The sequence below is a fragment of the Pontibacillus litoralis JSM 072002 genome (genome assembly GCF_000775615.1).
Taxonomy (GTDB): domain Bacteria; phylum Bacillota; class Bacilli; order Bacillales; family BH030062; genus Pontibacillus; species Pontibacillus litoralis.
The window spans coordinates 193,388-212,018 of record NZ_AVPG01000002.1 but is presented as its reverse complement, the minus strand read 5'-3'; the positions used below and the strand labels follow the sequence as shown (position 1 = coordinate 212,018).

Sequence of the window (18,631 nt, the reverse complement as noted above, 5' to 3'; positions counted from 1 at the left end):
ATGATATATATGGAGGTGAATCGCATGATAGCTACTACAGAAACTGTAGAAATATTGGACCAATGCGATTTCGTAAGCCAATTCATTATACAGTCAAATGTTTATGAACGATTTTTACAAGCGAAGCAAGCTTTAAATCGAGATAAAGAAGCACAACAGCTAATCGCTGCTTTTCAACAAATAAAAGAGCAATACGAGGATGTGCAACGTTTTGGTCGCTACCATCCAGATTATAACCACATTATGAAATCGGTTCGTGCTAAAAAGCGTGAAGTGGATATGAATGAATGTGTAGCACAATATAAGTTAGCGGAACGAGCATTACAAAGCCTTTTAGATGATATCAGTGAAGCGATAGCTTATAGCGTGAGTCCAAATATTAAAGTACCGAGAGACGGACTTGCGCTAAAAGATACTGGTGGTGGGTGTGGTTGCGGCTCAGGTGGAGGATGTGGCTGCTCGTAGGTTATTTTTCCAATCGAATGCAGTCTGCGCACATGCTACCGTAGCAAAATAATTTTCGCTGTGGAATTAGAAACCGGCATTGGTCAACTATAAGCGTCTCATGCCTTCTGAAAAATACAAGGAAAGTGTGAGGCGTTTATTTTTCTTAGCTTTAGCAGCTCCATGGGTTAACGCTTTTTCTATACACGTTTTTGTAACGTCACGACTATACACTCTTCATATATAAACGGCACACTAGTAATGTGCTTTGTCACGTAACATTTGATTTTCTCGTGATCGTTTAAGCTTTCTAAAAAAATATTCCAAGCTTGGGCTAAATCGGACATGATGATTCTCCTTTGCTGAAACCAGTTGATTTATATTGATGCACGAAAGAAAATTTGCTAAACTTTAGCTTAAAGATGGAGATGAGAGAGGAATACATATGTTTACAAAAAGACAAGGATTAATTGTTTGGTTTCAACATATGAAGCATGTGAGAAATATTAAGCGATACGGTCATTTAGTTTATGTTTCTAAGAAGCACCGTTACGCGATGATTTATGTGAATCAAGACGAAATAGAAAACGTTACACAGAAATTGAACCGTTTACATTATGTTTCTAAAGTGGAGCCTTCTTATAAGCCGTTTATTAAGACGGAATATGAAAATTCTAAACCAGATAAAGCAAAAGAATATGACTACAAATTTGGTAGTTTATAAAAAGCATGGGGCTTCCCCATGCTTTTTATATGATGAGAATGAATTTCGAAATGCAACTATTCTTATTGAAATTTGAACAAATCTATGTGGGTAAGAACCATTGCGTTCAATTCAGAAGAGTTTGAATGTGTTTCTTAAGTAAGTGGGGCAATGTAACGATTCATTCGTAATACACCAATCAAGTGGTTGTAATACAATTCGGTTTCATTAAATATATGGCTTGGTTGGACCGTTAACTCAATGATGTCTTTATCAATACTGGTGGCGAATTTTTTCATTAGTTCGTATCGCTTATTCGCCTTATCGTGAGGAAAAGGGATTCCTTCGCGGCAAATATAGATTGGCTGAAAATCACCTACTGTTGTCGGATGCATGCTAATTGCAAGGGAAGTTCTTTTCTCGTCTTTTATCACGGTATGAAAAGCAAAGATATGCTGAATGCGTTGTGGCATGGATTGAGCAATAGTTAGCAGTTCATAAATATCAGAGTACCCTTCCCCTAATTCAATAAATCGTTGTATCATTATGTTCACCTCTATGCATATTCTCTTTGTTACTGTAGCATGAAGTGGAAGAGATGTGAATGATATGTTCTTTACTTGTCATAATCATTTGTTTTATTAATCCTCAAATTTGTTAAAATAGCATTAGATTAATTAAAGAGAGGTAATGAAATGTTCCGTAGTTTTTTGGTTTGGATGACACCAGTGCTGCTTTTACTAACTTTTCTCCTTACCTATCAATGGAGTTTATTTCAAAGTGGAAGTGCAGCACAGTTGAGTAAGCAACAGCACGACCCTAAAACGGTAGTCGAGGTTACACATCGTAATCATCAATTTTATATTACCCAAACCTTTACTGATTTAAGTGAAAAATCGTATGAAGTTGTTATTCCTAAACAGGCTGAGCACATGCAGTGTAAGTACAATGAAAATGAGGAATGTATAGTAGAAACACAGGAAGACAAGCAGTGGGTTACAATTCGTGAGCAGGAGCAGCTCGAATTAGAATATACAATCGCTGCTCCTGCCGATCAAATGCTGTATACAAATTGGTTTACACATTTGAAGGACGATGGGGAAGATGTCTTGATGGATGTAGAAGTGAATTTTGCTACTGAATCCGGGAAGCCTTCTAAATGGATTGCTCCATCAAACTCAATGGCGTCGATTGAAAAAGAACACATCCAGTTCTTCCAATGGGAAAAAGACAACGTATCTGACATGCCATTGATTCATTTAATAAATGGTAATTATGAGGAATACACGTTCAATGATTTATTCGTTTATGCAAAAGAAGGTTTCTCTGTTCCTTTAGAAGACATTCAATTAGCCAAGGATAAAATTGATGAACCGCTTGTGATGGTATTTGATCCTACTATAGAGTCGCAGGTTGGTGATGGATATATTGTAACACCGAATGCAAATGTACCTAGCATTAAAGCAGATTTGTTAACAAGTCGTCTGCACAATCAATATACCATTACAGACCAAGATAAACATATTCTACATGCTGTGATTCACTTATTCGAACCGAAAGTAGAGGTAAGCGAGAAAAGTAAAGCGATAGCAGAACAAATAAGAAGCACCTTTACCCTAGAACAGGTTAACTTGTGGAAAGAATTGGTGCTAACAACAGAAGGAAAAGGACAGAACTTCCCACATGCCCTTGACCAATCCCTATCTTCTGTGTATGGATACCCAACAACATATTTTCAAACGAGTGGTAAACGAAATGTACCTATTCTTTATTTTTTCGATACGAGACCTCTGTATGTGAATGGGGATGAAGCAAATGTTAAATGGCATTCTGTTCTCTTGAATGAGGAGCGATATTTTCCTCTAGCTGGTCTAGCTGAACTATTTCAATTTGAAGTAGTTGCTATACCTTCAGAATCAGAGTATATCGTTCGAAAGGGTCAAAATAGCTGGCGTTTTAATGTAAATAAAGATACGTTTATATACAATCAAGAGGATTTCGGTATTAAAAAGAAGGGTGTAGTTGAAATAGCAGAAGAAGTATATATCAAGTCTTCACTTATAGAAGACATTTGGGACATTACGGTTTATCATGATGAAATTGGTCTTTATTTAGCCTATAGAAATCAATAAAAAAGCCTGCAGATTTTGACATCTGCAGGCACCTTTTTGGAATAGACGAATGCTATTCCAAAAGGTAAAGGGAGAGGAGAAACCGGAGGAAGAACTTATGGGGAAACGTAAGCCTTCTCCGTCTTCAGAGTAACCAGGGAGACCTGATTGCTCAATAGTATTATGTACATGCAATAGATGAGATATACATAAAAATAGTGGTTTCGATAAATAAATATAATAAATAGAGTCGCACTGCAAAAGGGATTCCTAGAGGAAATAAACATAGAATATTTCCGTTTAGTGCGTTTTATGGTAGGATTATTAACGAAAAAGCACGAATGAGTTAGCCATCAAGACGCTCATCTATAGATGGTGGAATGAAAAGGAACGAGGATAACTTATTTTGCACCTTTTTCTCATAAAGGAAAGGAGGTTTTCTTCCTATGCGCGTAATCTCTGGTGAATTTAAAGGTAGAAAATTAATACCAGTCCCTCATAAACATACACGGCCAACAACGGATAAAGTAAAGGAATCCTTGTTTCAAATGATAGGTCCTTACTTTGAAGGTGGAATTTGTTTGGATTTATTCGCTGGAAGTGGCGGACTAGGGATAGAGAGTCTTAGTCGTGGTGTCGATCAAGGTATTTTCGTTGATAAGCATCCAAAAGCGATTGCGACGATTTATGAAAATGTCAAATCGTTACGTATAGAAGATCGAGTAGAGGTATATCGTACAGATGCTTTTCGTGCATTGAAGGCCGCAGCGAAACGAGGGTTACAATTCAACTATATTTTCTTAGACCCTCCTTACGATAAAATCTCATTTGAGGATTTATTTGAATTCATTGATGCAAATGAATTACTAACAGAAGATGGTGTCTTAGTATGTGAGCATTCTGTTGATCAGATGCTTTCAGAACAAATAGGACCATTTAAGCAACAACGCAGTGAAACATACTCAAGTATTATTACCGTAAGTCTGTATACATATTAAAGTGTATCCGTTTTTCATGATGAAAGGAGATAGTTTGGTGGCTACATTAGCAATTTGTCCTGGTAGTTTTGACCCTGTTACGTATGGTCATTTGGATATTATTGAACGGGCGGCGAAGGTGTTTGATCACGTCGTCGTTACCGTTTTTAACAATAGTGCTAAAAACTCGTTATTTACAGTAGAAGAAAGAAAAGCATTGCTACAACAAGCAACAGAGCAGTATAGTAACGTTTCGATTGATTCAAGTAGTGGCTTGTTAATGAACTATGCAGAAGAGAAAGGAGCTAATGCGATTGTTCGCGGATTACGGGCAGTAAGTGATTTTGAGTATGAAATGCAAATCACCTCTATGAACCGTAAACTTAATGAAGATATTGAAACGTTCTTCGTCATGACAAACAATCAATATTCTTTTTTAAGTTCAAGTACTGTGAAGGAAGTCGCTAGGTTTCATGGTGATGTATCGGAGTTAGTTCCTAAAATCGTTGATAGCGCCTTAAAAGAAAAATACGCAAATATGGCCCGTTGATTTTTTGATCAAGCGGGCTTTTCTTTTTTTATTTAGAAGATGGTTAATGCATAGAGCCCCTGCTTACTTTCTTTTCGAAGGGCGACGTTTCACTTGCGCCCATAGAAGAAAGATACCAATCAATAAGGTGATTAAAGTCAATGGTGGGCCGATACGTGTCATGTGTAGCAATGCATCATTCCATAAATCCCCCTTTTGAAGGAAAGCGGGAATAGCGGTTTGTTCAGCTGTGTTATTCACGTATAATGGTGTGTAAAGCATATAAGTTAATACTACGGCAAATACGCCGTGTAGTAGCCGAGCAATAAAATATGGGGTAAATGGAATATCTGTTTCTGCTAGTATGCTTGCAACTTGTGCCTGAACTGAAAAACCATTGAAAGCTAATATAAAGCTAACGCACATAGCTTGTTGCAATAAATACGTATCTACTTCTGAAGTGAGTTGAGCACCTAATGTAATCTCAAACAAGCCTGATATAAACGGGATAGTAAGGTCAGGAGTTACACCTAACAACTGAAAAAAGATAGCAATACCACTCCCAATCAATGGGGTGACATTAACTAAATATAATAGCTGATTAAGAACAGAAAACAAAATAATAAATCCACCAATAATTAAAAGCGTCTGAATAGAAGAAAGTACTGCATCACCAAATAATTTTCCGAACGGTCTGCCATCCTCGACTCGAGTAGTATGTAACGCTTGCATTGCTCGCTTAACAGAAAAGACAGGCTGAAAACGCTCCTGCTTTCTCTCCTCGTCCTTGCCATAAAATCGCATACATATACCGACAAGAGTATTACCAACATAATGGCTTACAGCTATTAATATGCCGAGTTTTGGATCATTAAAAAAACCAACAGAAATAGCGGCAAAGATGAATAATGGGTTAGAAGCATTCGTAAAAGAGACGAGCCGTTCCGCTTCTATTTTTGTTAATTGGCCTTCCTGCCTTAGTCTTGCAGTAAGCTTAGCGCCAGAAGGATATCCACTAGCCATTCCCATTGCCCAAACGAAGCTACCTGCTCCTGGCACTTTAAAGACGGGTCTCATAATAGGCTCACATAAAATCCCGATGAATCGGACGACGCCAAAACCGATTAACAATTCAGCCGTTACAAAAAACGGTAGTAAAGATGGGAATACAATTTCCCACCACATTTCTAGTCCGCGAATAGATGCTTCATAAGATTGAGCAGGAAAACGGATGAGGGCGATAGCTACAAAGAAAGCGGAACAGGCGAGCATAAATGATTTTATTTGTGATTTCATCGGTTTTGCCCCCTATGAACAATCGACTACTTGTACGTACCGCGTGGCGGTTTGAATTTGTATGTAAAAGATTAAGAAGTACAAGCGTTCTTTACCACTATACGCTCATGTGAAGGGTGATTATGCCATAAAATAATACAAATCGTACAAGAGAGGGGGTATTTTCTTGACTAGGCCCAAAATTGGCATTGCACTTGGTTCAGGTGGGGCGAGAGGTTTTGCCCATTTAGGCGTATTAAACGTATTACAACAAGAAAATATACCAATAGATATGGTAGCAGGAACGAGTATGGGAGCGTTAGTTGGAGCTTTTTATTGTGCAGGACAAGAGATGGAAACGATGTATCGACTAGCTCGTACATTTAAACGAAAATATTACACCGATATTACCGTTCCTAAAATGGGTTTTATTCAAGGGAAGCGTATAAAAGAGTTGATTCGTATGTTTACATTTAATAAACCACTTGAAGCATTAGATATACCCCTTTCTGTAATTGCAACAGACATATATAATGGAGAGAAGGTCGTGTTTACACAAGGAAATGTTGCAGAAGCCGTTCGTGCAAGCATATCCATACCAGGTATATTCGTTCCCGAAAAAGTAGGGAAACGGTTGCTCATTGATGGAGGCGTAGTAGATCGACTGCCAATTTCCACAGTAAAACAAATGGGAGCCGATATCATTATTGCAGTAGATTGCGCTCATTTTCATGCAAATGATGACATCGCTTCTATATTTGATGTCATTATGCAAAGCTTAGATATTATGCAGGATGAATTTATGAACCGCATTCCACTTGATGCCCACGTCGTGATGCGTCCTAATGTAGCACAATTTAGTTCAAGAGCATATACCGGCATTGAAGCCATCATAAAAGAAGGTGAAAAAGAAGCCGCATTACACATCGCAACATTGAAAAACTGTATAGCCAATTGGAAGGAGTCAAACCATGAATCAGAATAAACGTTACCTTATTTTTGGGATAGTTGTGGCATTACTTGTCTTTTTTCTATCCTTTTATCGTTTACCGTATTATATTTATAAACCTGGATCAGCCGATGCATTAAATCCGATAGTACAAGTGGACAATGGGTATGAAAGTGAAGGGGATATGCATTTAGTTACAATTAGAGGGGGGCAAGCGTCAATTGTACAATATGCTGTAGCAAAGCTGATGCCCTACCAAACCATATACCCAAAGAAAGATGTTATTCCAGAAAGTATAAGTGATAACGAATATATGCATATGCAGCTGCAAATGATGGAATCTTCTCAAGAAAAGTCAAAAGTAGTTGCTTACGAAGCTGCTAATAAAGACATTACAATAACTTATGACGGTGTCTATGTCATGAGTGTAGAGGATAGCGCTCCAGCTAACGACGTATTAAAAGTCGGAGACCGTATTATTCAAGTAGATGACCAGCCTATTAAGAAATCAGAAGACCTACTAAATTATGTAGAAGGAAAAAAAGTAGGGGATGCAGTAGAAATAACCTTTGAACGTAAAGACGAGACTAAAACGGAATCCGTTCAAATGGTGAAGCATCCAAACGAAAATAGGGCCATAATTGGTATTACATTAGTGACAGATCGAAACGTAGATGTAGATCCAGGAATAGAATTTACTAGTGGCGAAATAGGTGGACCTAGTGCGGGATTAATGTTTTCTCTTGAAATATATGACCAGTTAACAGAAGAAGATTTAACAAAAGGGAAAGAAATAGCTGGAACAGGTGAGATTTCTTATGAAGGTAACGTTGGCCCAATCGGAGGAATTGATCAAAAAGTGGTAGCTGCTGATAAAGAAGGCGCTGATATATTCTTTGCACCAAATGAAGGCGGGAAGCAAGGTTCAAACTATAATATTGCTGAACAAACCGCGAAAGACATTGAGACTGACATGAAAATTGTTCCTGTAGATACATTTGAAGAGGCGGTGACGTATTTAGAGCAACTTGAATCAAATTAAAATGAAAACCTGCGTACAAACACGTTAGTTTATACGCAGGTTTTCGTTCTTTTAAAGACAATGAGGGATATTAACTTTTTTTGATGTAACTTATTCAGGTGCAACATCAAATATATAGTAATCCGATGTATACATGACAGTTTTTACAATAGTGGTTTTGTTTTCCTTTGTGAAATGTAGTTCGTTGCCTTTTTGTTTATCGAAAGCCCAACCTTTGTTTCCCATATATAGTATGGCCTCTGGAAAGGAATCCTCTTCCTCTGTTTCACTATCTGCTTTGTGAACGGCTATAAAACGAGTATTCTCTTTATTGATTGGAACATAGGTGACATCTTCCAATTGAAGCTGAATAATACCTTTTATAATGGGTAATGGATTTCCTTCCTGAAACAATGTATCAGAAAATTTGACGGCAAAGGCTCCAATGACTAATGAAAAAACAAAAGCAAAAATCAAAAACCATCGGAGTATTTTTTTCACTTTATGTTTCCCCCTAAATACAATTGATTCGCTATCCTACATCATAGACGGATGCACAAGAGGAAAAGTTTCATATTTTGATCAATGCGTCATCAACGGGGGTTGAAATTCCTTTTTACGTATGGATTGTTTCTTGTTAGGTGGAATGATGGCGTAATAACTGTCCATCACCCTTTCTTCTATCGTTAAATAGGGATGGGAATGTTTGTGAATTTGCGTGATTAAAGGAACATCCATCTGTTTTTTTATTTGATGTAAATAGTTCTTTCCGGTAGGCGTCATCCCTAAAACACGAACGTATGGAATTTTATCTATTTCTTTAATCATCTTTAATTCTTCTTTCGTAGTATTGGTTAAGATATTTACCATAATACGTTGTAATCTTGTCCACGTATATCGTTTTGATTTCACTATATTCATCCATTGTGTAAAGGTTTGTGCTTTTAGGATTGTTTGTTTTAACTTGTTCTCTAAGCCTTCTTCCATCCCTTGTATGTGTTTAAGCTCCTGTTTAGACATTGTACTTATGCGATATTGTAAGTATGGAAAGTAACTGTCCCATTCATGCCACATGCCCGCTTCTTGTTTGTATCGATTAAGAAGTTGCACAGAACATTTAGGTAAAGCGCTTTTCGCCTCCTCGAGGATGGCTCCGTTAGAGAAAATAGAGTTACGGATGCTTGTTGCACTAGCGATGTGATGATCAATGTGTGAATCGTGGTAATTGGCGTGTTTTCGTTTAATGGTACATGGTTTGATGTCCACCTTATAATCATGAATCGTTTTCACGTAACTATATCCAAGTATATTGTTTGGTTTCGATAAATCAAAATTAGCATCTTTTATACCAAGTCGTTCGTATGCTAGACGATTGGCTTGAGGGTAAGAGTGTCCAAGTTGCAATGCTTCTTTTACGAATTGATGGTAGTCAGCTTGCCTTTCTTGAATTGTGTCGTACACTGCGTAAAAAGGCTGTATATCACCGTGTTCACTACCAAAGCATATGGATTGTACGCCAATAGCTGCGAGTGTTAGAACGGCTCCTTTCGCGAAATAGTCACTATGCTGCACAGCGAAGACAAAAGGAAGTTCTAATACAAGGTCAATGCCAGATTGCAATGCCATTTTCGTTCGATGCCACTTATCTACAATCGCTGGTTCTCCGCGTTGTAAAAAGTTCCCGCTCATAATAGCCACCATACATGGCGCTTCACTAATTGCTTTTGCTCGTTGGTAATGATGCAGATGACCGTGATGAAAAGGGTTATATTCTACAATTAATCCACTAGCTTTCATATGAATGCCACCTCCTTGTAGATTTTTCATTATGATTCTTTATTATATAAAAAACGACGCCTTCACAACAAGTTGTGGACGTCGTCTTCGCATTATACTCCTACGGAAACAGTTTCTGGGAGAGTGCTTCCTCCATCAAGTACAAGTTGCGTTCCTGTTATGTAGCTAGATTCATCAGAAGCTAGGAAGGCTGCAACTTCACCAATTTCAGTAATCTTTCCAAGGCGCCCAAGAGGAACACCGCTAGCAATACCTGCAATGACTGCATTTGGATCATCTGGGTTGGATTCTTTGGCGATTTGATCAGCCATAGGTGTTTGAATATATCCTGGTAAAATAGCGTTAACTGTTACGTTGTAATGTGCGGTTTCTCTTGCTAAGGCTTTTGTGAAACCGAGAATGGCTGCCTTCGTCGTTGCATAAGCCGTTTCTCCTTCATCAGCCACCATTGTTCCTGTAACAGAAGATAAGTTTACAATTCTGCCTTTTTGTTTTTCCTTCATGTATGGGAGCACAGCTTTTGTTACGTTCCATACCCCGTTAATATTCACATTAAATTGAAAGTCTCTCGTTTCTTCATCCATATCTAAAAAGTTGGCTAGCCGTACTACACCAGCGTTATTGATTAGGGCGTCCACGCGTTGATATTTATCGATTACTTGCTGCACCGCTTTGTCAACGCTTTCTTTGTTGCTAACATCCATTTCCACTGCCATTGCTTCATACCCTTGATTGGTTAATTGTTTAGCTGCTTCATGAACTTCGGTGGAAATATCAGCGAGGATCGTAATAGCACCATGTTTAGCGAGCACTTCTGCAATCCCTTTTCCATTTCCCATTGCTGCGCCAGTAATAATGGCAACTTTATTATTCATTTTCCCCATTTCTATCGCTCCCTTCAATATTATGGATTCTCTTTTATTATAACAGGTTTACATGACATGACGCTCCTTCGAGCAATTGTTCATACAATTTTCATAATTGAAAGAAATTCATTATAATAAAAAATGCTTCTTTATAATGAAATGTAGAATTGAAACATGTTTATGAATGCGGTATAGTAGTTATACTGTAAAGAAAAAATATTGACAAATTGTTTTTTTCCTTTTACAATAACTTTTGTTGCCTTGAGGTGATTTTATGAAATTTCCTTTACAAAGATTGAAGGCCGCTTCTGATCAAAAACCGTTTCCATTTGAAGGTGATGTGGATGTGTCGGAATTAGAACAAATGAACAATGATATCCGTTCGATAGCTCCTGTACATGTGAAAGGGAAAGCGGTAAATCATGGAGAAGAGCTCCAATTTGATTTTACTGTGACTGGTACGATGGTGCTTCCCTGTGCACGTACACTAGCTGATGTTTCGCATCCGTTTTCCTTTCAAACGATGGAAATGTTCTCTCTTTCTCCTTATCATGAAGAAGGAGAAGATGAGATTCATAAAATTCATGGAGAAGTTCTTGACTTAACGCCTTATATAAAGGAAAATGTAATATTGGAAGTCCCTTTGCAAGTTTTCTCTGATGATGAACAAGTGCTGGATCAAGCGCCTATGGAAGGTGAAGGATGGCAGTTTATATCTGAAGTGAAAAAAGAAGATAAGATAGATCCTCGTTTTGCAAAGCTTCAAAACTATTTAAACAATAACAACGAGTAAGAGATCCATCACATAGAGTCTGGATCGTGTATGAAGGGGGTGTAAGACATGGCAGTACCAAAGAGAAGAACGTCTAAAAAGGTGAAAAACCAACGTCGTACTCACAAGAAGTTACACGTACCAGGCATGGTAGAGTGCCAAAACTGCGGTGAATACACTAAGCCACACCATGTTTGCAATTCTTGCGGACAGTACAATGGAAAACAAGTGGTTGAACAATAATATCAAAAAGAAGAGCGTCCATAAGGGGCGTTCTTTTTTTTGTCTGAATGTCATTGTCCACTTTCGTTGCGTGATATAATAAATCAATAACACATATTGTAAAGGAGAATGTACATGTTCCAGACTATTAAGTTACATATACATGAGGAGGGCTACGGAGAGCTTATATTATCCAGGCCAGAGTGTCGTAATGCTGTGTCCTTTCAAATGATAGAGGAACTAACAGAAGCTTTAAAGCAAGCAAAGGAAATGGATTTGCGATGCTTAGTTGTAACTGGACGTGGTCAGAAAGCGTTTTGTGCAGGTGGTGATTTGCGAGATTTTCGTCCGGATTTATCAGAAAGTGAAGCGTTTAAAGCGTTGTATCAAATGAAAGAAGTGTTGTACGAACTTGCACGTTTTCCTGTACCGACCATTGCGATGCTGAATGGGCATGCAGTAGGTGGTGGTAGTGAGTTAGCGACAGCTTGTGACTTTCGATACGGCCAGCAAGAAGCGTCATTTGGTTTTATTCAATCGCATCTAGGCATTATGCCAGGATGGGGTGGCGGTGCTTTGTTATATCATCGTTTTCCTACTTTAATCGCGTATCAAATGCTTATAGAAGCAAAGGCATATAGTGCATCCGAGAGCTTACGGTTAGGGTGGTTACAAGGCGTGTATGAGCATACTTCTTATCAAGAAGAACTAGAGAAGATATTAAAGCCGTTTCTAGGTAAATCTGTCGAGCAGGCAAGAGAATTTAAACAACAATATATTCGATATGAGTTTCCTGTTTCACTTTCTGTTGAGATGGATGAAGAGGTGAGACGTTGCTCAACTTTATGGGGAAATGATAAGCATAAACAAGTTGTGAAAGCTTTTCTCACTAAAGAATAATAGACCATAGACCTGTAAGAAAAGCTTACTCGTTTCGCGTGGCCTACCTTTTGAATGCACGATAGGTTCTATTAGTTATCTCATTCTCATTTCTTAACTTACATTAGAAAAAAGCGTGAGGAAATAGTCTATCTCTCCTACTATGTGCATACATTTTTATTAAATGTGTAATAGGGAGGGATAGGATGAACGCCACTAGGCAAGATGCTTGGACGGACGATGAAGATGTTCTACTTGCGCAAACAGTGTTACGTTATATTCGAATGGGGAGAACACAGTTAGAAGCATTTGAGGAAGTTGCTAAGAAGTTATCAAGAACATCAGCTGCATGTGGATTTCGATGGAATGCAACGGTAAGGAGGCAACACCAACAAGAGGTTGTTCTGGCAAAGTCAGAAAGAAAAAAAGGTGTCCGTCAATTTGGTGAAGAAGATATAAAAGAAAACCATGTGGAAGAGAGCTTTTCCATTGATGACGCTATTTCCTTCTTAGAGAAGATGAAGCAATCTTATACCGTTAATCTTCCGAAATTACAGGAAGAAACATTGCACCAATTACAATCTGAAAACGATGCATTAAAAAAGCAAATTCAAAGATACAAAGATGCTTGGGAAGAAATAGGGAAAGTATGGGAATGGGTTTATTCAGAACAAAAACAAGAAGGCTGATCAAAAGCGATCAGCCTTCTTGTTTTTGTTCTATTGTGGTTTCCGTTAGTTGAATGTTTTGAGGTATGTTCGGTTTTGTTGGCTTTTGATGTACCCCATCTGGAGTCCAAACTAATGGGTTCGTACCTAAATCACGTTGCATATCGTAATTTGCTTTTTCGAAGCCCATCTTTTCCCAAAAGCCTTGAGAGTTAATTAATGGACTCGTTTTAATGGGTAAGTTAAAACTTTTAGCGAAATCAACCAATCTCGTCCCGTATCCGTTACCACGATAATCAGGCAAAACTTCTAACTTCCAAAGTTCTAAATATTGTTGTGGTGGATCGAAGTAGTGATCGTATTGTTTATCGACTTTATACAAGCTCATTCTGCCCACTAAAGCGCTTCCAAAATAAATGCCGAAAAAAGGAGATAGTATGTTGTTCTCCACCATATTACTTTCTAAGTCTTCTAGCATGGACAATTCTTGATTACCATAATGTTTAAACTGTTTAAATTCTTCCAACGTTTTGAAGTTGACTGTTAGACGTTCTACTTTCATAGTATCCATCATCATAGCTTCTGCCCCCTTACTATTCTCTATCTAATTACTATTATAATAGAAAAATTTTCAGAATGAAATGAATTTTGTTAGATGTCTGTGTAATTTTGTGAATTTTATATAATAGGATGAGGTGGGAGGACCATGCCCGCTGAGTTTGCATGTTGAGATTGATTTAATACATGAATAGTGACGAAGTACTGGTTGCTCCCTCCGTTTCGGATTTTTGATACAATATACGAAAGTCTAAGGAGTAAAAGGGTGACGAAGATGAACATAGGAATCATCGGTGGCGGAGCAGTAGGAATGCTATGCGCTTGGTATTTTGGTAAACAAGGGCATAACATCACGATGTACGTTAGAAGGGAAGAACAATGTAAGGAACTTCGTCAACACGGTATGCAAATGAGGGAAGAGCAAACAAGATTGTATCCAACAGTTCATAGAAGCACAAATCTGAAACCTGAAGAGGTATACGTGATTTGTACAAAGCAGCACGCAATAGAACAAATCGTTCATCAATTGTCTCAAACACCGTTTATTTCTCCTCTTCTTTTTTTGCAAAATGGAATGGAGCACGTAAATCATTTCTCTAAATTAAAGAACCCTATTATTGTCGGGGTTGTTGAGCATGGGGCAATGAAACATTCGGATACTTTAATCGGTCATACTGGGCGTGGTATAATTCGGATATCTCCTGTGACGAGTGATGTTCATTCCGCAAAGGAGATAAAGGACGCTCTTCATTATGTAGAATTTCCGGTTCGTCTAGAGGAGAACTGGTATGATATGTTAGCGCGTAAATTAGTCATAAATGCGGTAATCAATCCCATTACAGCCCTTTTTCAAGTGAAAAATGGAGGAATCCTTCAAAATGAACATTTAAACAGCCTTGCCTATTTGCTATGTGAAGAGGCTTGTTCGGTTGTGTCGTTGCCAGTAAATGTGATGTGGGAAGAAGTACAACATATAGCCAAGCAAACAGAAGCTAATGAATCTTCGATGATGAAAGATATCAAAGAAGGAAATAAAACTGAAATTGAAGCAATTAGTGGTTATTTATTGAAACATAGCTCGGAATCAATTCCTTATACGACATGTATGTATAAAAGTGTACGAGCAATAGAGGGAATAAGAAAGGGGGAAGTGAATGAGTAGTATAGTGGTGTACTTGATCGCTATTTGTATTACTTTACCTATACCAATGACCGTAATCGTTTATTGGTTGACAAGAAAAATAACGAACAACAAGAAACGTTCGTTACACGTTACAGTGAACACGACGACCCTTTTTTACATATTGGCTGTTCACTTTACACTGCAAACCATTTTTGAGCAATCATTTCTGTTATATATCCTCTTATTGTTGTTATGTTTATTAAGTTTATTCGTCTATTTACAATGGAAGTATAGAGAAGAAGTTAAAATTAGAAGGGCGTGGAAAGGCTTTTGGCGATTCACCTTTCTATTATTCAGCTTCGCTTATGTATTGTTAACACTCTATGGATTAACGGTTAGAGTCTTAGCATTATAATAAACACAGATAGGATAAGCCTTTTAAGATGAAATATCTAGTGCTTTTCGATACAATACGTAAATGGATACATAGATAAAATGAATAAAGGAGAAGGTTACCCGATGTGGATTCAACCTATACAATTACAGAAACAAAGTGAGCTCATGAAGCAATATCGACAACAAGCGCATGAAGTTCTTGATAAATTTCATTACAATCCGTTTGAATCATCTGATTATCAACAGCGATGCGAAGAGATAAATGAAAGGTCGTATCAACGAGAACGATTAGCCGAACATTTACGCTTCGTTAACGAGCAGTGGGGAGCTTCTGATGATACGTTAGCTAATATTGAACGATTGAAGCAACCTAATAGCGTTGTTGTAGTTGGCGGTCAACAGGCTGGCCTTTTGACGGGGCCTTTATATACGATTCATAAAATTGTTTCGATTCTTGTTATGGCACGAGAGCAGGAAGCTGCATTAGGTGTTCCTGTAATACCGATTTTTTGGATTGCTGGGGAAGACCATGATTATGAGGAGATTAATCATGTGTACATGCCGCAATCTCCCCGCATGAAAAAGTTTCGAATCATGCAGAAGCAACTAACGAAAGCTTCTATATCTGAAGTTGAAATGGATTATGATCATGTAATCACTTGGTTGGATCGTCTTTTTGCACAAATGAAAGAAACGAGTTATACGACTGAAGTATATCAGTTCATTAAGGAAAAGCTAGATCAATCTAATTCATTCGTGGATTTCTTTGCTAAACTAACAACGGCTTTGTTTGCAGAAAAAGGATTAGTGTTGCTTGATGCCCATCATCCGCAATTGCGAACGATGGAATCGGATTACTTCAAACAAATGATTCATCACCAATCCGAAATAAGTAAGGGTGTCGCGGAAGCGTTAAACGAATCTAGCCGGCAAGGATATGTCATCAATCTTGATGTGGATATACAAGATGGGCATTTATTTTACCATCATAATGGTGACCGTATATTATTGGTTCGCAATCAAGATGGATTGTGGGAAGGGAAAAATGGCGAATGCTCCTTTACCCTAGAGGAGATGCTTGATATAGCCGAGCACGAACCGAGTAAATTAAGTAACAACGTCGTTACGCGCCCATTAATGCAAGATTTGCTATTACCTACATTAGCGTTCGTTGGCGGCCCTGGAGAAATAGCGTATTGGTCTGTGTTAAAGCCGGCTTTTGAAAGTGTAGGTGTACAAATGCCTCCAGTTGTCCCTCGAAAGTCGATTACGTTATTAGATCGAAAAAGCGAAAAGTGCTTAAATCGTCATATGATTGATGTAGAAAAGGCTATTTCATTCGGTGTCGCAGAGCAAAAAAATCAATGGATTGCTATGCAAAGTTATCCGCCAATTGAACAGCTTTCTGATGAAGTGAAAAAGGCAATTGAAAGAGCCCACAGACCATTAAAGGAAAAGGCGAAGGAAATACAAGCAGATTTAGGTCAATTAGCAGAAAAGAATTTATTTCATTTATTTCGAGATGTAGAATTTTTGCAAGAACGTATGGAAAGTGCATTACAAGAAAAATATCGTTCGGAATTGGAGATGTTTGATACATTAGATGTTATAGTCAATCCGGAAGACGGGCTACAAGAAAGAATGTGGAATATACTCCCATGGATGAACGAATACGGGTTAGAGTTACCCAATCGACTGTGTGAACAATCATTTGATGTGCATGATTCCCATTACGTCGTCTATCTATAAATAGACTGAAGAGAAAAATCCTGCTATAACGGCAGGATTTTTTTAGTTAGAACAGAATATTTTATGATAAGGTGGAGGAAAGTGGGGGAATGTGGTACTCTAGTGTTAGAAAGTGGGGAGTCTATATGTTTATGGGAGAGTACCAACATAATATAGACGCGAAAGGACGTATCATTGTCCCGGCCAAATTTCGTGAAGGTCTTGGTGAAACGTTTGTTATGACCCGTGGACTTGATCGGTGTTTATTTGCTTATCCACTTTCAGAATGGTCTGTTATAGAAGAGAAATTAAAGAAACTCCCACTGACAAAAAAAGATGCCCGAGCATTCACAAGATTTTTCTTTTCTGGTGCTGTTGAATGTGAAGTAGATAAACAGGGGAGAATAAACCTTCCTACCACTTTATGTGATTATGCCCAGTTAGAGAAAGAATGTGTCGTTATCGGTGTTTCGAACCGAGTAGAGTTTTGGGCGAAAGGGAACTGGAACGAGTACTTTGAAGCTTCTGAAGATTCTTTTGCGGAGATTGCAGAGAATATGATGGATTTTGATATTTAATGAAGTAGGCACAATGAGTAGTAATTTTTCCATAGATAACAGCAACAGCTAGATGCACAACGAAGAGGGTGAAATCATGTTTGAACATATTACAGTTTTAAAGCAAGAAACCGTCGAAGCGTTATCGATTAATCCGAAGGGTATATATGTCGATTGCACGCTCGGTGGTGGTGGTCACGCCGAAGAAATTGTAAAGAGGTTAGATTCAGAAGGTAGGTTGATTGCGTTTGATCAAGACACAACAGCGCTTCAAGCCGCTAAAGAAAGGTTAGCAGCTTATGAAGACAATATTACGTTTGTTCATGCGAATTTCCGTCAATTGTCTGATAAGTTAATGGATTTAGGGATTCAACAAGTCGATGGCATTGTATTTGATTTAGGAGTATCCTCTCCACAATTAGATGTGGAAGAACGAGGGTTTAGTTATCATCAAGATGCTGCATTAGACATGCGGATGAATCAGCAACAAGCATTAAGTGCATATGAAGTAGTGAATGAGTGGAGCTACAACGATTTAGTGAGCATTTTCTTCAAATATGGAGAAGAGAAATTTTCTAAACAAATTGCCCGAGCTATTGAAAAAAAACGAGAGCAAGCCCCTATTGAATCCACATCCCAGTTAGTTGAAGTGATAAAGGAAGCAATCCCTGCACCTGCTAGAAGGAAAGGTGGACATCCTGCTAAGCGTATATTCCAAGCAATTCGAATTGCTGTAAACGACGAATTAGCTGCTTTTGAAGATGCTTTACACCAAGCAGCTCGAGTAGTAGCTTTACACGGGAGAATTGCTGTCATTACATTCCATTCCTTAGAAGATCGCATTTGTAAACAAGCATTTAAAAAATGGAGTAGTAACCCGCCGATACCGAAGGAAATACCAATTATACCAGAGAGTTCAAAGCCTTCATTTGAGCTAGTGAACCGTAAACCAACTATTCCGAGTGAAGAAGAACTTAAAGTAAATCGTCGAGCGCGTTCTTCTAAACTACGAGTTGTAGAAAAAATTCGTCCATGGAAAGAACAATCCTAATTGGA

The 18,631-nt window shown here is 38.1% G+C and carries 23 protein-coding genes; 16 read left to right on the top strand and 7 right to left on the bottom strand.

Annotated features, from left to right (window positions below; genetic code table 11):
• Positions 1-24 precede the first annotated feature (24 nt).
• Entirely contained in the window at positions 25-465 is a 441-nt protein-coding gene (locus tag N784_RS03370; protein WP_036832225.1) for a YlbF family regulator, read from the top strand.
• A gap of 179 nt (positions 466-644) precedes the next feature.
• Here N784_RS03370 and N784_RS16525 read toward each other — a convergent pair whose 3' ends face one another.
• Positions 645-791: a hypothetical protein gene (locus N784_RS16525; protein ID WP_156965156.1), complete on the bottom strand. Its 147-nt coding sequence runs from the start codon at positions 789-791 to the stop codon at positions 645-647.
• Between the two features lie 98 nt (positions 792-889).
• On the opposite strand from N784_RS16525, the gene N784_RS03365 reads away from it, so the two are divergent.
• Entirely contained in the window at positions 890-1,168 is a 279-nt protein-coding gene (locus tag N784_RS03365; protein WP_036832223.1) for a YlbG family protein, read from the top strand.
• Positions 1,169-1,302: 134 nt separating this feature from the next.
• Here the strand turns inward: N784_RS03365 and N784_RS03360 are convergent, their stop codons facing one another.
• Positions 1,303-1,692, bottom strand: a complete 390-nt coding sequence (locus N784_RS03360) for a DUF7147 family protein (RefSeq protein WP_036832221.1) — start codon at positions 1,690-1,692, stop codon at positions 1,303-1,305.
• Between the two features lie 150 nt (positions 1,693-1,842).
• On the opposite strand from N784_RS03360, the gene N784_RS03355 reads away from it, so the two are divergent.
• From N784_RS03355 to coaD, 3 genes are all read left to right on the top strand, one after another.
• On the top strand, positions 1,843-3,279 hold the full coding sequence (locus N784_RS03355; RefSeq protein ID WP_036832219.1) for a hypothetical protein: 1,437 nt from the start codon (positions 1,843-1,845) through the stop codon (positions 3,277-3,279).
• A gap of 425 nt (positions 3,280-3,704) precedes the next feature.
• The gene (rsmD, locus tag N784_RS03350) at positions 3,705-4,256 is read left to right on the top strand and encodes a 16S rRNA (guanine(966)-N(2))-methyltransferase RsmD (RefSeq protein ID WP_036832217.1); all 552 of its coding nucleotides are present in this window, start codon (positions 3,705-3,707) and stop codon (positions 4,254-4,256) included.
• A 37-nt stretch (positions 4,257-4,293) separates the two neighbouring features.
• Entirely contained in the window at positions 4,294-4,785 is a 492-nt protein-coding gene (coaD, locus tag N784_RS03345; protein WP_036832215.1) for a pantetheine-phosphate adenylyltransferase, read from the top strand.
• Positions 4,786-4,848: 63 nt separating this feature from the next.
• Here coaD and ylbJ read toward each other — a convergent pair whose 3' ends face one another.
• Complete coding sequence (gene ylbJ / locus N784_RS03340) at positions 4,849-6,060, bottom strand: sporulation integral membrane protein YlbJ (protein WP_036832213.1); 1,212 nt, start codon at positions 6,058-6,060, stop codon at positions 4,849-4,851.
• 166 nt (positions 6,061-6,226) lie between these two features.
• Between ylbJ and N784_RS03335 the strand changes: the two genes are divergently transcribed.
• Both N784_RS03335 and N784_RS03330 read left to right on the top strand, forming a co-directional pair.
• Positions 6,227-7,024 carry a patatin-like phospholipase family protein gene (locus N784_RS03335; protein ID WP_036832211.1) on the top strand — a complete coding sequence of 266 codons (798 nt, stop codon included), beginning with the start codon at positions 6,227-6,229 and terminating at the stop codon, positions 7,022-7,024.
• Positions 7,011-8,030: a SepM family pheromone-processing serine protease gene (locus N784_RS03330; RefSeq protein ID WP_036832208.1), complete on the top strand. Its 1,020-nt coding sequence runs from the start codon at positions 7,011-7,013 to the stop codon at positions 8,028-8,030. Before N784_RS03335 ends, N784_RS03330 begins: the two co-directional genes overlap by 14 nt.
• 90 nt (positions 8,031-8,120) lie before the next feature.
• On the opposite strand, the gene N784_RS03325 is transcribed toward N784_RS03330, so the two are convergent.
• The 3 genes from N784_RS03325 to ucpA all read right to left on the bottom strand — a co-directional run bounded on the left by N784_RS03325 (position 8,121) and on the right by ucpA (position 10,690).
• The gene (locus N784_RS03325; protein ID WP_036832205.1) at positions 8,121-8,510 is read right to left on the bottom strand and encodes a hypothetical protein; all 390 of its coding nucleotides are present in this window, start codon (positions 8,508-8,510) and stop codon (positions 8,121-8,123) included.
• Between the two features lie 81 nt (positions 8,511-8,591).
• A complete protein-coding gene (locus N784_RS03320; RefSeq protein WP_036832201.1) occupies positions 8,592-9,806 on the bottom strand; it encodes a nucleotidyltransferase in 1,215 nt (404 codons plus the stop codon).
• A gap of 92 nt (positions 9,807-9,898) precedes the next feature.
• The gene (ucpA, locus tag N784_RS03315; RefSeq protein WP_036832199.1) at positions 9,899-10,690 is read right to left on the bottom strand and encodes an SDR family oxidoreductase UcpA; all 792 of its coding nucleotides are present in this window, start codon (positions 10,688-10,690) and stop codon (positions 9,899-9,901) included.
• Between the two features lie 256 nt (positions 10,691-10,946).
• Between ucpA and N784_RS03310 the strand changes: the two genes are divergently transcribed.
• From N784_RS03310 to N784_RS03295, 4 genes are all read left to right on the top strand, one after another.
• On the top strand, positions 10,947-11,465 hold the full coding sequence (locus N784_RS03310; protein WP_036832196.1) for a YceD family protein: 519 nt from the start codon (positions 10,947-10,949) through the stop codon (positions 11,463-11,465).
• Between the two features lie 48 nt (positions 11,466-11,513).
• Complete coding sequence (gene rpmF, locus N784_RS03305; protein WP_036832193.1) at positions 11,514-11,687, top strand: 50S ribosomal protein L32; 174 nt, start codon at positions 11,514-11,516, stop codon at positions 11,685-11,687.
• A gap of 114 nt (positions 11,688-11,801) precedes the next feature.
• Positions 11,802-12,566, top strand: coding sequence for an enoyl-CoA hydratase/isomerase family protein (locus tag N784_RS03300; protein ID WP_036832190.1), 765 nt, complete (start codon positions 11,802-11,804; stop codon positions 12,564-12,566).
• A 185-nt stretch (positions 12,567-12,751) separates the two neighbouring features.
• Positions 12,752-13,234: an RsfA family transcriptional regulator gene (locus N784_RS03295; protein ID WP_036832187.1), complete on the top strand. Its 483-nt coding sequence runs from the start codon at positions 12,752-12,754 to the stop codon at positions 13,232-13,234.
• 10 nt (positions 13,235-13,244) lie between these two features.
• On the opposite strand, the gene N784_RS03290 is transcribed toward N784_RS03295, so the two are convergent.
• The gene (locus N784_RS03290) at positions 13,245-13,784 is read right to left on the bottom strand and encodes an N-acetyltransferase (RefSeq protein WP_084600111.1); all 540 of its coding nucleotides are present in this window, start codon (positions 13,782-13,784) and stop codon (positions 13,245-13,247) included.
• A gap of 261 nt (positions 13,785-14,045) precedes the next feature.
• Here N784_RS03290 and N784_RS03285 point away from each other — a divergent pair, with 261 nt between their 5' ends.
• From N784_RS03285 to rsmH, 5 genes are all read left to right on the top strand, one after another.
• A complete protein-coding gene (locus tag N784_RS03285; RefSeq protein WP_232305964.1) occupies positions 14,046-14,933 on the top strand; it encodes a 2-dehydropantoate 2-reductase in 888 nt (295 codons plus the stop codon).
• A complete protein-coding gene (locus tag N784_RS03280; protein WP_036832182.1) occupies positions 14,926-15,309 on the top strand; it encodes a DUF3397 domain-containing protein in 384 nt (127 codons plus the stop codon). Before N784_RS03285 ends, N784_RS03280 begins: the two co-directional genes overlap by 8 nt.
• A gap of 80 nt (positions 15,310-15,389) precedes the next feature.
• Positions 15,390-17,039, top strand: coding sequence for a bacillithiol biosynthesis cysteine-adding enzyme BshC (gene bshC, locus N784_RS03275; RefSeq protein WP_084600106.1), 1,650 nt, complete (start codon positions 15,390-15,392; stop codon positions 17,037-17,039).
• A 125-nt stretch (positions 17,040-17,164) separates the two neighbouring features.
• Positions 17,165-17,596: a division/cell wall cluster transcriptional repressor MraZ gene (mraZ, locus tag N784_RS03270; protein ID WP_036832339.1), complete on the top strand. Its 432-nt coding sequence runs from the start codon at positions 17,165-17,167 to the stop codon at positions 17,594-17,596.
• A gap of 76 nt (positions 17,597-17,672) precedes the next feature.
• A complete protein-coding gene (gene rsmH, locus N784_RS03265; protein WP_036832177.1) occupies positions 17,673-18,626 on the top strand; it encodes a 16S rRNA (cytosine(1402)-N(4))-methyltransferase RsmH in 954 nt (317 codons plus the stop codon).
• Positions 18,627-18,631 lie beyond the last annotated feature (5 nt).

Excerpts from the sequence above, each read along its gene's own strand:
- N784_RS03365 (WP_036832223.1), top strand. The coding sequence starts at position 890 with ATGTTTACAAAAAGACAAGGATTAATTGTTTGGTTTCAACATATGAAG.
- N784_RS03355 (WP_036832219.1), top strand. The coding sequence starts at position 1,843 with ATGTTCCGTAGTTTTTTGGTTTGGATGACACCAGTGCTGCTTTTACTA.
- rsmH (WP_036832177.1), top strand. The coding sequence starts at position 17,673 with ATGTTTGAACATATTACAGTTTTAAAGCAAGAAACCGTCGAAGCGTTA.
- rsmD (WP_036832217.1), top strand. The coding sequence starts at position 3,705 with ATGCGCGTAATCTCTGGTGAATTTAAAGGTAGAAAATTAATACCAGTC.
- N784_RS03370 (WP_036832225.1), top strand. The coding sequence starts at position 25 with ATGATAGCTACTACAGAAACTGTAGAAATATTGGACCAATGCGATTTC.
- N784_RS03320 (WP_036832201.1), bottom strand. The coding sequence starts at position 9,806 with ATGAAAGCTAGTGGATTAATTGTAGAATATAACCCTTTTCATCACGGT.
- N784_RS03280 (WP_036832182.1), top strand. The coding sequence starts at position 14,926 with ATGAGTAGTATAGTGGTGTACTTGATCGCTATTTGTATTACTTTACCT.
- N784_RS03330 (WP_036832208.1), top strand. The coding sequence starts at position 7,011 with ATGAATCAGAATAAACGTTACCTTATTTTTGGGATAGTTGTGGCATTA.
- mraZ (WP_036832339.1), top strand. The coding sequence starts at position 17,165 with ATGTTTATGGGAGAGTACCAACATAATATAGACGCGAAAGGACGTATC.
- bshC (WP_084600106.1), top strand. The coding sequence starts at position 15,390 with ATGAATAAAGGAGAAGGTTACCCGATGTGGATTCAACCTATACAATTA.
- N784_RS03295 (WP_036832187.1), top strand. The coding sequence starts at position 12,752 with ATGAACGCCACTAGGCAAGATGCTTGGACGGACGATGAAGATGTTCTA.
- N784_RS03290 (WP_084600111.1), bottom strand. The coding sequence starts at position 13,784 with ATGGATACTATGAAAGTAGAACGTCTAACAGTCAACTTCAAAACGTTG.
- rpmF (WP_036832193.1), top strand. The coding sequence starts at position 11,514 with ATGGCAGTACCAAAGAGAAGAACGTCTAAAAAGGTGAAAAACCAACGT.
- N784_RS03285 (WP_232305964.1), top strand. The coding sequence starts at position 14,046 with ATGAACATAGGAATCATCGGTGGCGGAGCAGTAGGAATGCTATGCGCT.
- N784_RS03300 (WP_036832190.1), top strand. The coding sequence starts at position 11,802 with ATGTTCCAGACTATTAAGTTACATATACATGAGGAGGGCTACGGAGAG.
- ucpA (WP_036832199.1), bottom strand. The coding sequence starts at position 10,690 with ATGGGGAAAATGAATAATAAAGTTGCCATTATTACTGGCGCAGCAATG.
- ylbJ (WP_036832213.1), bottom strand. The coding sequence starts at position 6,060 with ATGAAATCACAAATAAAATCATTTATGCTCGCCTGTTCCGCTTTCTTT.
- N784_RS03310 (WP_036832196.1), top strand. The coding sequence starts at position 10,947 with ATGAAATTTCCTTTACAAAGATTGAAGGCCGCTTCTGATCAAAAACCG.
- N784_RS16525 (WP_156965156.1), bottom strand. The coding sequence starts at position 791 with ATGTCCGATTTAGCCCAAGCTTGGAATATTTTTTTAGAAAGCTTAAAC.
- N784_RS03360 (WP_036832221.1), bottom strand. The coding sequence starts at position 1,692 with ATGATACAACGATTTATTGAATTAGGGGAAGGGTACTCTGATATTTAT.